General features: G+C 68.4%; 9 protein-coding genes and 1 pseudogene. 5 read left to right on the top strand and 5 right to left on the bottom strand.

Annotated elements, in window-relative coordinates; translation table 11 throughout:
• Nucleotides 1-127: pseudogene (locus tag ACO2RV_RS03505) on the bottom strand (2-hydroxyhepta-2,4-diene-1,7-dioate isomerase); the annotation flags it as partial.
• A 161-nt stretch (nucleotides 128-288) separates the two neighbouring features.
• On the opposite strand from ACO2RV_RS03505, the gene ACO2RV_RS03510 reads away from it, so the two are divergent.
• The 5 genes from ACO2RV_RS03510 (at nucleotide 289) to ACO2RV_RS03530 (ending at nucleotide 7,087) form a co-directional block, all read left to right on the top strand.
• Nucleotides 289-1,239 carry a LysR family transcriptional regulator gene (locus tag ACO2RV_RS03510; protein ID WP_423289889.1) on the top strand — a complete coding sequence of 317 codons (951 nt, stop codon included), beginning with the start codon at nucleotides 289-291 and terminating at the stop codon, nucleotides 1,237-1,239.
• A gap of 210 nt (nucleotides 1,240-1,449) precedes the next feature.
• Nucleotides 1,450-2,724 (top strand): glycosyltransferase family protein, encoded by a 1,275-nt coding sequence (locus ACO2RV_RS03515; RefSeq protein WP_423289891.1) that lies wholly within the window; start codon nucleotides 1,450-1,452, stop codon nucleotides 2,722-2,724.
• A gap of 1 nt (nucleotide 2,725) precedes the next feature.
• The gene (locus ACO2RV_RS03520) at nucleotides 2,726-4,066 is read left to right on the top strand and encodes a glycosyltransferase family 4 protein (protein ID WP_423289893.1); all 1,341 of its coding nucleotides are present in this window, start codon (nucleotides 2,726-2,728) and stop codon (nucleotides 4,064-4,066) included.
• 4 nt (nucleotides 4,067-4,070) lie between these two features.
• The gene (locus ACO2RV_RS03525; RefSeq protein ID WP_423289895.1) at nucleotides 4,071-5,192 is read left to right on the top strand and encodes a glycosyltransferase family 4 protein; all 1,122 of its coding nucleotides are present in this window, start codon (nucleotides 4,071-4,073) and stop codon (nucleotides 5,190-5,192) included.
• On the top strand, nucleotides 5,189-7,087 hold the full coding sequence (locus ACO2RV_RS03530) for a glycosyltransferase (protein WP_423289897.1): 1,899 nt from the start codon (nucleotides 5,189-5,191) through the stop codon (nucleotides 7,085-7,087). Before ACO2RV_RS03525 ends, ACO2RV_RS03530 begins: the two co-directional genes overlap by 4 nt.
• 126 nt (nucleotides 7,088-7,213) lie before the next feature.
• On the opposite strand, the gene ACO2RV_RS03535 is transcribed toward ACO2RV_RS03530, so the two are convergent.
• Genes ACO2RV_RS03535 through ACO2RV_RS03550 form a run of 4 tightly spaced genes read right to left on the bottom strand, consistent with a single transcriptional unit; the run spans nucleotide 7,214 to nucleotide 11,886 of the window.
• Nucleotides 7,214-7,714: a class I SAM-dependent methyltransferase gene (locus tag ACO2RV_RS03535; RefSeq protein WP_423289899.1), complete on the bottom strand. Its 501-nt coding sequence runs from the start codon at nucleotides 7,712-7,714 to the stop codon at nucleotides 7,214-7,216.
• 15 nt (nucleotides 7,715-7,729) lie between these two features.
• Nucleotides 7,730-8,926, bottom strand: a complete 1,197-nt coding sequence (locus ACO2RV_RS03540) for an ABC transporter permease (protein WP_423289901.1) — start codon at nucleotides 8,924-8,926, stop codon at nucleotides 7,730-7,732.
• On the bottom strand, nucleotides 8,923-9,921 hold the full coding sequence (locus ACO2RV_RS03545) for an ABC transporter permease (protein ID WP_423289903.1): 999 nt from the start codon (nucleotides 9,919-9,921) through the stop codon (nucleotides 8,923-8,925). Before ACO2RV_RS03545 ends, ACO2RV_RS03540 begins: the two co-directional genes overlap by 4 nt.
• 3 nt (nucleotides 9,922-9,924) lie before the next feature.
• Entirely contained in the window at nucleotides 9,925-11,886 is a 1,962-nt protein-coding gene (locus tag ACO2RV_RS03550; protein ID WP_423289905.1) for an ABC transporter substrate-binding protein, read from the bottom strand.
• Nucleotides 11,887-11,895: the final 9 nt, after the last annotated feature.

The following is an 11,895-nucleotide window of genomic DNA, read 5'->3' on the forward strand; positions in this document are numbered from 1 at the left end:
GGCTTTCCGGCAGCAGCGCCGCCCCGGCAATGTCGGCAACGACGGCCGAGAGGTCGCGAAGAACCCCCGCCCCATCAACCAGCCCGGGCTTCTCCGAACCGAAAGACCCATAGCGCACGAGTTTCATCGAACGTTTCTCCTGAGCGTATTTTCACGGCAGCCTTCTGGCGGGCGGCTCTTGACCGCACTTCCACTAGCGGCAGGCCCGATAACTGAATAATGAAAATTCTGACTTGGATAATTCCTTCAGGTTATCGGTTCCATCTCCTCTCTCGGCACCCCCGTCCCATGGCCCCTCCCCTTGCCGCCCATCTGATCGCCCGGCTCCGCCTGCGGCACCTGCGCCTCGTCGACGCGCTGGCGCGCAACGGCAATCTGCACCGCGTCGCGGTGGAGATGCATGTGACGCAGCCGGCGGCGACCAAGATGTTGCAGGATGCCGAGCATATTCTCGGCGCCGCGCTGTTCGAGCGGCGTCCGCGCGGCATGGCGCTGACCGAGATCGGCGGCTTCGTCGCCGACTATGCCGCGCGCCTCCTGCGCGAGACCGACAGCTTCGCCGAGGGGCTGGACAATCTGAAGGCCGGCGGCTTCGGTGCGCTGGCCATCGGCGCCATCATGGCGACAACGCCGGGCCTCCTGCCGCGCGCCATCGCCGAACTGAAGCAGCGCCGGCCGCTGATGACCATCCGCCTGCTCGCCGCCACCAGCGACATCCTGCTCGGCGCGCTCAGCCGCAACGAGATCGCGCTCGCCATCGGCCGCTTCACCGAGCCGGAGGATGCGCTGGCCTTCGACATCGAGCCGCTGGCGCGCGAGGAACTGTGGATCTTCGCCGCCAACGACCACCCGCTGGCCGGACGCGCGGCGATCCCGCTTGTCGAAATGGCACGGCTGCCCTGGGTGCTGCAGCCCAAGAGCAGCCCGATGCGCCAGCTGATCGACCGCACCTTCGCCGAACAGGGCGTCGTCTCGCTCGACAATTGCGTCGAGACCACCTCGATCTTCGCCACGCTGCATCTGGTGCGCGAGGCCGGCATGGTGGCGTGCCTGCCGAAGTCCATCCTGGTGGAGGGCGTGGCCAGCGGCACCTTCACCCGCCTGCCGGTCGCCATGCCGAACCAGCTCGGCATGCTCGGCATCATCACCCGCAAGGGCGAGACACCCTCCGCCAACGCCGCCGACTTCATCGACGTGCTGCGTTCGATGGGGCGATCGACCCTCGGTGCGGAGGGTTAGGCTCGTGCAGAGCGACAAATATGCCGCAACGCGAAGTTTTCCCCAGCTGGCTGTCGCGAACGGTTTATCGAAACCGACCTACGCGTTATCCCGCACAGGCTCGACACAGCCTATCGCGTCGTCTTACCATCCCTCGGCACGCTTGTGCGGACGCCGCTGGTTTCCTCAGTGGATGCCGCATCGCGGCAAAGGCCCCTACCGGATATATTGATGGAACGCGTTACCAGCCCCGTCTCCCAGCCTGACTCTTCCCGGCCGGGCAAGAGGATGCCGCGTATCCTGATGTACAGCCACGACACCTATGGGCTGGGACATATCCGCCGCTCGCGCGCCATCGCCAACTCGCTGGTGGCGGCGCATGGCGATGTCTCGGTGCTGATCATCTCCGGCTCGTCGCTCGCCGGCAGCTTCAATTTCGCCCCCGGCATCGACTTCGTGCATGTGCCGGGCATCGCCAAGAGCGAGAATGGCAGCTACGCCAGCGCCAATCTGCGCCTCGACCTGCCGGAGGTCACCGCGATCCGGGAATCGCTGATCCGGCAGACGGCAGAAGCGTTCCGGCCCGACATCTTCATCGCCGACAAGGAGCCGGCCGGCTTTCGCGGCGAGCTGGTGCCGAGCCTGAAGCTGATGGGCACGATGGGCACCCGCCGCATCATCGGCGTGCGCGACGTGCTCGACAGCCCGGAGACCATCCGCGCCGAATGGCACGACAAGGGCGCCATCCGCGCCATGACCGACTATTACGACGACGTGCTGGTCTATGGCTCCGAAGAGTTCTACCGCCCGCTCGACGGAATTCCCATGCCGGCGGACCTGCATTCGCGCATCGTCTACACCGGCTATCTGCGCCGCTCCGTGCCCTCCGGCACTTCCGGCGTGCGCTACCCGCGCAGCACCAAGGGGCCGTTCATCCTGGTGACCACGGGCGGGGGCGCCGACGGGGCCGGGCTGATCGACTGGGTGATCTCGGCCTACGAGGCCAATCGCGACATTCCTCTGCCCGCCGTCATCGCCTTCGGGCCGTTCCTGTCCAACACCCAGCGCAGCCATTTCCAGGAACGCATCGACCGGCTCTCCAAGGTCGATTCCATCGTGTTCGATCCCAAGATCGAGCGGCTGATGAGCCGCGCCAGCGCCGTAGTCGCCATGGGCGGCTACAACACGTTCTGCGAGATCCTTTCCTTCGACAAGCCGGCGCTGCTGGTGCCGCGCTCGCGCCCGCGCCAGGAACAGCTGATCCGTGCCACGCGGGCGGAGAAGCTCGGCCTCATGCGCATGCTGGTCGATCCGGTCGAGGAAGGCGCCACCTCGCGCGATCCGCACGTCATGGCCGGCGCGCTCGCCGCGCTGTGCGAGCAGGGGCCGCCGTCGAAATCCGCCTCGCCGGGCATGCTGGAGGGCCTTGCCAGCATCTCCAACCATCTGGCGCCCTATATTGACGGGCCGGGCGCGGCCGGCGTTTCCGTCAGCGTCGGAGGCTGAGGTGCCGGCATCTGTGCCGTCGCCCGCGGTGCCGAACCACGGCACGCCCCGCGTCGCCCTCGTGCTGAAGGGCTATCCGCGCCTGTCGGAGACCTTCATCGCCCAGGAGATATTGGAGCTGGAGCGGCGCGGCTTCGTCTTCGACATCTGGTCGCTGCGCCGCCCCACCGACCGCTACCGCCACCCAATGCATGAGGAGATCACCGCCCGGCTCCTCTATCTCCCGGAATATCTCAAGGACGATCCGCGCCGGGTGTGGCAGGGCTTCGTTCACGCGGTCCGCCACCTCGCCTTCAGGCCGACGCTGCGCACCTTCCTGCGCGATCTGCGCCGCGACCCGAGCGCCAGCCGCCTGCGCCGGCTCGGTCAGGCGCTGGTGCTGGCCCGCGAGCTCGATCCCGCCATCCGCCATCTGCACGTGCATTTCCTGCACACGCCCGGCTCGGTGACGCGCTATGCCGCTCTGCTCTCCGGCCGCAGCTACTCTTTCTCCGCGCATGCCAAGGATATCTGGACCACGCCGGAATGGGAGCGCGCCGAGAAGATCTCCGACGCGCGCTGGGGCGTGACCTGCACCGCCGATGGCTGGCAGGAACTGCGCCGCGTCGCCGGCCCGGCGGGCGCCAGGGTCGAGCTGGTCTATCACGGCCTCGACCTCGCCCGCTTCCCCGCGCCCCCGCCGCGCGAGCACCTCGCCGACGGGCGCGCCCCCGCCGACCCGGTGCGGATCGTCGCGGTTGGCCGCGCCGTCACCAAGAAGGGCTTCGACAAGCTGCTCGACGCGCTCGCCCTGCTGCCCGCCGATCTCCACTGGCGGCTGGTGCATATCGGCTCGGGCGAACTCATCGCCGCACTGAAACAGCAGGCGGAACGGCTCGGCCTGTCGGATCGCATCGAGTGGCGCGGCAGCCAGGCGCAAAAGGCGGTCGTCGAGGCGCTCCGCGAGGCGGATATCTTCGTGCTGCCGAGCCAGCCCGGCGAGGATGGCGACCGCGACGGCCTGCCCAATGTGCTGATGGAAGCGGCGACGCAGGCGCTGCCGGCCATCTCCACTCGCTTCGCCGGCGTACCGGAATTCATCGATGACGACGTCAATGGCGTGCTGGTGCCACCCGGCGACGCTCCGGCTCTGTCGCAGGCGCTCGCCGCCCTTATCGGCGATCCGACGCGGCGGCTGCGGCTCGGCATGGCGGCGCTGGCGCGGCTGAAGGCCGACTTCACCTTTGACGCCGGCATCGACCGGCTGGAAGCCCGGCTGAGCGCGAGCGCCGGCGGCGTGCACCCGGCTCCCGGCACGGCGGCCGCCACCGAGGCGGCGGGCAGCCTCGCCCCCGGACAGTAAGGCGATGCGCTGCCTGTTCCTCGCCCCGCTGAAGGCGCCGGACCATCCCGTCCCCTCCGGCGAGCGCACCATGGCGCGGCTGTTCTCGCGGCTGCTCGCCAGCCTCGGCTATGACGTCGAGCTCGCCTCCCGGCTGCGCAGCTTCTGCCCCGAACCCTCGCCCGCGCACTGGAAAGCCTTGCAGGACGAGGCCGCCGCCGAGATCGACCGCCTCATCGCGGCCGAGCGTGGCCGCGCGCCCGTCGCCTGCGTGTTCACCTACCACGTCTATTACAAGGCGCCCGACCTGATCGGCCCGGCGCTCGCGCGCGCGCTCGGCGTGCCCTATGTCATCGCCGAGCCCTCGCGCGCACCCAAGCGCGCCGCTGGCCGCTTCGCCGAGGGTCACGCGCTGGCCGAAGCCGCCATCGACGCCGCCCAGCTGCTGCTCACCCCCACCAGGGCCGACCGCGAGATGCTGGATCTGCACCGCCCGCCGCAGCAGCGCATCGTCGACCTGAAACCCTTCCTCGACCTGTCGGAATGGCCGTCCCTGCCCGCCCACCGGCCGATGATGGACGCGCCGGCCACCCGTCTCGTCACCGTCGCCATGATGCGGCACGGCGACAAGCTCGCTTCCTATCGCCAGCTCGGGCAGGCGCTGGCCGGGCTGGAGGGCGACTGGACGCTGGATGTGGTGGGCGACGGCCCGGCACGGACCGAGGTGGAGGCCGCCCTCGCCCCGCTCGGGTCGCGCGTGCGCTATCGCGGCGCGATCGGCGAGCGGGCGGCGCTTAGTGAGGTGCTGGCGCAGGCCGAGCTCTTCGTCTGGCCCGGCGTCAACGAAGCCTTCGGCGCCGTCTATCTGGAAGCGCAGGCGCATGGCCTGCCCTGCATCGCCGGCGCCTATGGCGGCATCGCAGACGCCGTGCGCGAGGGCGAGACTGCGCTGCTGACGCCGCCCGGCGACATTCCCGCGCTGCGCGAGGCGGTCGCCGCGCTGGTCACGGATCCTCCGCGCCGTCGCGCCATGGGCGACGCCGCCGCCCGCTTCGTTGCCACGGAACGCACCCTGCCCGCTGCCGCCGCGACGGTTGCCGCTGCCTTCGACAGCGCCGGCATTTCGCGTCCCGCGAGGGCGGCATGAAGGTTCTCATCGTCGTCACCCATCTGCTCGGCGTCGGCCATCTCGCGCGCATGGCGGCGGTCGGGCGCGCCATGGCGGCGCAAGGCTTCGACGTCACCCTCGCCTCCGGCGGCCGGCCGGCGGGAACCGTCAACACGCAGGGCTGCCGCGTCATTCAGCTGCCGCCGGTGCATTGCCTCGGCAGCGATTTCCGCACGCTCTACGCCGCGCCCGGCATGATTGCCGACGCGGCCTATCTGGCGACGCGACGCGCGGCGCTGATCGATGCGTTCGACGACATCCGCCCGGATGCGCTGATCACCGAGCTCTACCCGTTCGGCCGGCGCTCGCTCCGTGCGGAGTTCGACGCGCTGCTCGAACATGCCCGCGCCGCCACGCCGCGGCCGGCGATCCTCGCCTCCGTTCGCGACGTGCTGAACCCGCCCTCAAAGCCCAAACGCGCGGAGGGCGCGCTGGCCAAGCTCGGTGCCTTCTACGACGGCGTGCTGTTCCATGGCGCGAGTGGGGTCGTGCCGCTCAGCGCTTCATGGCCGACGCCGCCCGCGCTGGCCCGCCGGCTGATCGAGACCGGCTATGTCCATGACGGCGAGCGGCTGGCAAGCGAAGCCGGCACGGACGGACAGGACGAGATCATCGTCTCTGGCGGTGGTTCGGCCGCCGGCCTGCCGCTGGCGCGGCGCGCGGTGGAGGCGGCACATCTCGTCCCCGAGCGCCACTGGCGGCTGCTGCTCGGCGCCAGCGTGCCTGCCGACGCCTTCGAGGCGCTGAAGACGCAGGCACCCGCCAATCTGATCGTCGAGCGCGCGCGGCCGGACTTTCCCGCCTTGCTCGCCCGCGCCGCGCTGTCGGTCAGCCAGGCCGGCTACAACACCGTGCTCGACCTCGCTGCCGCCAATGCCCGCGCCATCCTCGTGCCCTTCGCGGAAGGGCAGGAGCAGGAGCAGACGCTGCGCGCGGGCGAACTGGCCCGGCGCGGCCTCGCCTTCACGCTCGACGCGGCGACGCTGACGGCTGAAGCGCTGGCGCAGGCGGTACGCGCGGGCCTCGACGCGCCGCGCCCGGACTGGTCCGCCATCGGCCGTGACGGCGCCGCCCGTACAGTGGAACAGGTCGGCGCGGCCGTCGCGCGGCAGCAGGCCGCGAGTGCCGCCTGGAACCGGCTGGACGCCGTGCTGGCGCGCGCCTGCGAAGCCGGCCGCACACTCGATTTCTGGTGGCGCGACGATGACGCGGTGGCGCCGACGCCCGCGCTTGAGGCGCTGCTCGCCGCCCGCGCGCGCTGGGGCGTGAAGCTGCATCTCGCGGTGATCCCGCAACGCGCGTCGCCGGCGCTGGCCGAACGCCTTGCCGATGAGCCTGATGTCGAGGTGCTGGTGCATGGCTGGGCGCACGCCAACCACGCCCCCTCGCCTGAGAAGAAAGCCGAGTTCGGCGCGCACCGGCCGCTCGACGCCATGCTCGCCGAGGTGCGTGCGGGTAAGGCGCGGCTCGGTGAGCTTTTTGCCGGCAAACTACTCCCCGTCTTCGTGCCACCATGGAACCGCATCGCGCCGGAGCTGGCACAGGCCCTGCCGCAGGCCGGATTTACCGCGCTGTCGATCTATAAACGCCGCGCGCCGGGCGCCATGCCGCTGCGACTCAACACCCATTGGGACCCGATCAACTGGCGCGGCGGCGGCGGCCTCGCGGACGAGGCGGCCCTGCTCGATCAGCTGGTACGGCTGATCGAGGAGGAGCTGGCGAGCGACCCCGGCCGGTTAGAGCCCATCGGCCTGCTCACCCACCACCTCGTGCATGATGGGTGGATCGACCGCTTCCTCGACGAACTGGTCGGGCGGCTAAACGGTTCGGGCGCGGCGCGGTTCGTCAGCCTGCGGCAATACCTGCCGATCTGACGCGGCCGTCATCCCGGACGACCAAAGGCCGATCCGGGATCGCAGGACAATTGGAGAGCGATCCCGGCTCTACGGCTACGCCTTCGGCCGGGATGACGATGGGAAAGGGATGACGGCAGCGGGAGGCTACCCTCCCCGCCGATAAAGATAATACCGCCCCTCGCGCGCGCCGGGCGGCAGCGGCACGGTCTCGAAGCCGTCCAACTCCAGCGGTAGGTCCGACATGATGATGCCGCGCGGCGCCATCAGCGGCGGCAGCAGCCGCGCCGACATGGCGGCGACAACGCGGTTCAGCTCGCGGTCATGCGAGCCGAGGTCGGAATTTGCCAGAACCACCGTTCCGGCCAGCCGGGACGCGAGAGGTGGCAGCGTCTGCTCGATCTCGCCCAGATGCAGCAGGGACGGGTCGGGCTGGCAATCGACATAGGCGCCATTGACCCGGTCGAAGACGTGGATCTCGCGATCCGGCAGATGCCGGCGCAGATGGTCGAAGGTGCGCCCGAGCCCGAGGCCGAGCTCCACCACCGGCCCGGGTCGCCCGGCGATCTCGTCGAAGGCGAAGGCCAGGCATGCCTGCTGCGCCTGCAACCGGTGGAGCGTCTTCTCCAGGCGGGAAAGACCGGACATGCGTACTCCCAGTGCTCAGCGATAGGGATCGGCCGCGTCGCGCAGGCCGTCGCCGAGGAAATTGAAGGCGAGAATGACCACGATCACCGGCACCACTGGCAGGATCAGCCAGGGGTAGAGCACGACGATGTTGATGTTCTGCGCCTCGTTCAGCATCACGCCCCAGGAGGTGATGGGCGGGCGCAGGCCGAGGCCGAGGAAGGACAGCGCCGTCTCGCCGAGGATCATCGAGGGAATGGCAATGGTCGCCATGGCGATGAGATGGCTCATGAAGCCCGGCACCAGATGGCGGAACACGATGCGCGGTGTGCGCGCGCCCATCAGCTGAGCGGCGACGACATAGTCGTCCTCGCGCAGCGCCAGCAGTTTGGAGCGCACGGCGCGCGCCAGCCCGGTCCAGTCCATCAGGCCGAGAATTACGGTGATGCCGAAATAGACCAGGATCGGGCTCCAGCTCGGCGGCATGATCGCCGACAGGGCAAGCCAGAGCGGGATGTGCGGCAGCGACTGCACCACCTCGATGGCGCGCTGGGTCAGCATGTCGAAGATGCCGCCATAATAGCCGGCGAGGCCGCCGATGATGATGCCGAGCGTGAAGCTGACCGCGACGCCGATCAGGCCGATGGTGAGCGAGATGCGGGCGCCATAGATCATGCGCGAGAGCATGTCGCGCCCCAGCCGGTCGGTACCGAGCAGAAACAGCGTGCCGCCCTCGCCCGGACACACCAGATGCAGGTTGCCCTCGACGAGACCCCAGAACTGGTAGCTGTCGCCGCGGCAGAAGAAGCGCACCGGATAAATACGGCTGGTGTCCTCGGTATAGGTGCGCCGCAGCGAGTTCATGTCGAGCTGGTAGTTCAGCCCATAGGTGAACGGCCCGATGAAGCTGCCCTCGTGGAACAGGTGGATGCCCTGCGGCGGCGAGCGGATGAAGTCGGTGTGGCGCTGCTGGTAATTGTAGGGCGCCAGAAACTCGCAGATCAGGATCGAGGCATAGAGCCCGGCGAGGAAGATGCCGGAGATCAGCGCCAGCTTGTGGCGCTTGAACTTCCACCACATCAGGGTGAGTTGGGAGGCGAGATAGACCCGCTCCTGCGCCTTGGTCATCGGCTCGGCGGCGCTGGGGTCGAACGGGCCGGTGGCGACGAAGTGCGGCAGCGGCTCCCCGGCCGGCGGCAGCGGCTGGGAGGTCAGGGTGTCGGCCGTGCTCATTTGGTGCTGCCTCCGTGAAGCCGGATGCGCGGATCGAGGAAGGCGAGCACGACGTCGGAGATCAGCACGCCGACCACGGTGAGGCACGACAGGAACAGCAGGAACGAGCCGGCCAGATACATGTCCTGGCTTTGCAGCGCGCGCAGCAGCAGTGGCCCGGTGGTCTGCAGCGACAGCACCACGGCGGTCAGTTCCGAGCCGGAGACGATGGTCGGCAGGATGTCGCCGATCGAGGAGACGAAGAAGTTCAGCGACATGCGCAGCGGGTATTTCACCAGCGCCCGGCCCGGCGGCAGCCCCTTGGCCTTGGCGGTGATGTAGTACTGCTTCTGCAATTCATCGAGCAGGTTGGCGCGGATGGCGCGCACCATCGAGCCGGTGCCGCCGGCGCCGATGATGAGCACCGGAATCCATAAATGGGCGAGGATCGACTTCGCCTTGGCCCAGCTCATCGGCTCGTTGAAATAGACGGGGTCCATCAGCCCGCCGATCGACAGGCCGAACCAGACATTGGCGAAATACATGAAGATCAGCGCCAGCAGGAAATGCGGCACGGCGATGCCGATCAGGCCGATGAAGGTCAGGCCGTAATCGCCCCAGCTGTACTGGTGCGTGGCGGAATAGATGCCGATCGGGAAGGCGACGATCCAGGTCATCAATATGGTGCAGAACGACACCAGGATGGTCAGCGCGAGGCGGTCGCCGACGAGGTCGCGCACCGGCATCTCGTACTCGAACGAATAGCCGAAATCCCCGCGCACGAAATTGGCGACCCAGTAGACATAGCGCTCGATCGGCGGGCGGTCGAAGCCGTATTCGCGCTTGAGGAATTCGATGCGGCTAGTGTCCGCCTTCTCGCCCTGCGCCGCCATCTCGGCGACATAGGTCTCGAAATAGTCGCTCGGCGGCAGTTCCATCACGGTGAAGATCAGCGCGCTGGTGACCAGCAGCGTGGGGATCATGATGAGAAGGCGGCGGAGGATGTAGCGCAGCATCGCTCAGTCCCTCGTCACTTCAAGGCCCGACGTGCCGTCGTCGAACCAGAAGGTATCCGGCAGGTAGATGCCGAAATAGGCGCCGGGCTCGAAGGCGTAGATCCCCTCCTTCGGCACGTTGCGCAGCTTGTTGCTCACCACGACCGGCTGCTTGGTGCGGTTCAGGATGCCGATGGTGAACACCTCGTCGGCATTGATCTCCAGCATGCGCGTCCAGATGGCGCGGCGCTCGGCGGTGTCGACCGAGCGGCGCCACTTCAGGGCGAGGTCGGCGAGCTCGGCCGCCGCCGGGATTTCGGGCTTCTCGCCCTCGCGCCCACCCGTGTCGACATACTGGCCCCAGAGCGGCCACTGGAGTTGCATCGAATTGGTCGGCGCCAGCGCGTCAGGCGGCATGTCGGGGCCCGACGTGGCGTTGTCGAGCCCCGGCCACATCGACATCATCACATTGCCGGCGATGACGGACCGCCGCAGCAGGTTGGTCTGGGCGCTATGGACGAACAGCCGGATGCCGACCTTGTACCAGTCATGGGCGATCAGTTCGAGGATATCGGTCTCCTCGGTGCTCATGCCTGCGGTCTCGACGGTGATCTCGGCCCTCCGCCCGTCGGGCAGCAGGCGGAAGCCGTCATGGTCGCGCTTGTCCAGCCCCGCCGCGTCCAGCAGCTTGTTGGCGAGCGCGGGATCGTACTGCGCCCAGGCCCGGTCGTATTTCGACTCGTAGAGCGGGCTGCCGGGGATCACCGTATTGGCCCCCTCATGGCCCAGCCCGAAGAAGATCACCTGGTTGATGTCGCGGCGGTTGATGGCGACGGAAAGCGCGCGGCGCACATTGGCGTCGCGCAGCAGGGCGCGCCAGGCGGGATCCTTGACGTTGAGATTGGGCACCAACGTCACATAAGCGCCCTCGCCGCGCTCCCACAGCCGCACCTGATAATTGCCGCGCGCCTCGCCCTCCTTGAGGAAGGTGTAGTCGGAGAAGGCGATATAGCGGGCCTGGAGATCCGCGCCGCCGGCGGCCACCTTGGCCGGGATCAGCGAGGAAGTGCCGATGGAGATCGTGACTTCGTCGATATAGGGCAGCTGCCGCCCCAGTTCGTCGACCCGGTGATAGAACGGGTTGCGGCGGAACACGAACAACTCGGCTGGTGGCGAGGTGCGCGGAATCCACGGCCCCAGCTGCGGCAGCTCCGGGTTCTCCGGCCGGTAGGCGCGCGCCATGCGGTCGTGCAGCGCTGACCAGTCCTTCACCCGCAACTGCTTGATCAGGCTGGAGAGCTTCAGCGGATCGGCGTAGCGCTGGTGGAACTGCTTCATGTAATGGGCGGGGAGCATGATCACGAGCGGCTGCGCCGCCGCCAGCGCCGGCAGAAAGCCCGGATTGGGCTTCGACCAGCTGAAGCGCACCGTCGTCTCGTCGAGAACCTCGAATGTCGGCGCCTCGCCCTCCACCAGCAACTGGAGCGGCGGCCCGCCGGGGCTCAGCCTTTCATTGTTGGCGAAGTCCTCCCACCAGTAGCGGAAGTCCTCCGAGGTGAAGGGATGCCCGTCCGACCAGCGGTGCCCCTTGCGCAGATGCAGGGTGAAAATCCGCCCTTCCTCGACATCGACGTTGTAGAGGATGTCGGGGACGATCTCGCCCTTTTCGTTGAACACAACGAGGCGGGCATAGGAGTAGACGGAGATCATGCGGATGTCGCGCTGGTCGCCCATCAGCATGCGCAGCGTGCCGCCGTAGCGGCCGGGCTCGCGACCCATCGCCGGAAGATCGATGATACGCGGAGTTTGCGGCAGGCGCTCGGCGAGTGGCGGCAGCTGGCCTTCCAGTATATCGCGCACGAAGCTGGGCGGCTCCAGCGACAGGTCGCGCGCCTCGGCCCGGGCGGCGCCGGGGCCGGCGACGCCACAGAGCAGCAGCGCCAGGGCGAAAAGCAGCATGCGCGACAGCATGTTGTGCGTCAGCATAGCACCGCC

This window comes from Ancylobacter sp. VNQ12 (assembly GCF_049445835.1).
Taxonomy (GTDB): Bacteria; Pseudomonadota; Alphaproteobacteria; order Rhizobiales; family Xanthobacteraceae; genus Ancylobacter.

What these genes read in the sequence shown, in the direction of transcription:
- ACO2RV_RS03535 (WP_423289899.1), bottom strand. Translation starts at nt 7,714, where the DNA reads ATGTCCGGTCTTTCCCGCCTGGAGAAGACGCTCCACCGGTTGCAGGCG.
- ACO2RV_RS03525 (WP_423289895.1), top strand. Translation starts at nt 4,071, where the DNA reads ATGCGCTGCCTGTTCCTCGCCCCGCTGAAGGCGCCGGACCATCCCGTC.
- ACO2RV_RS03510 (WP_423289889.1), top strand. Translation starts at nt 289, where the DNA reads ATGGCCCCTCCCCTTGCCGCCCATCTGATCGCCCGGCTCCGCCTGCGG.
- ACO2RV_RS03540 (WP_423289901.1), bottom strand. Translation starts at nt 8,926, where the DNA reads ATGAGCACGGCCGACACCCTGACCTCCCAGCCGCTGCCGCCGGCCGGG.
- ACO2RV_RS03545 (WP_423289903.1), bottom strand. Translation starts at nt 9,921, where the DNA reads ATGCTGCGCTACATCCTCCGCCGCCTTCTCATCATGATCCCCACGCTG.
- ACO2RV_RS03550 (WP_423289905.1), bottom strand. Translation starts at nt 11,886, where the DNA reads ATGCTGACGCACAACATGCTGTCGCGCATGCTGCTTTTCGCCCTGGCG.
- ACO2RV_RS03515 (WP_423289891.1), top strand. Translation starts at nt 1,450, where the DNA reads ATGGAACGCGTTACCAGCCCCGTCTCCCAGCCTGACTCTTCCCGGCCG.
- ACO2RV_RS03530 (WP_423289897.1), top strand. Translation starts at nt 5,189, where the DNA reads ATGAAGGTTCTCATCGTCGTCACCCATCTGCTCGGCGTCGGCCATCTC.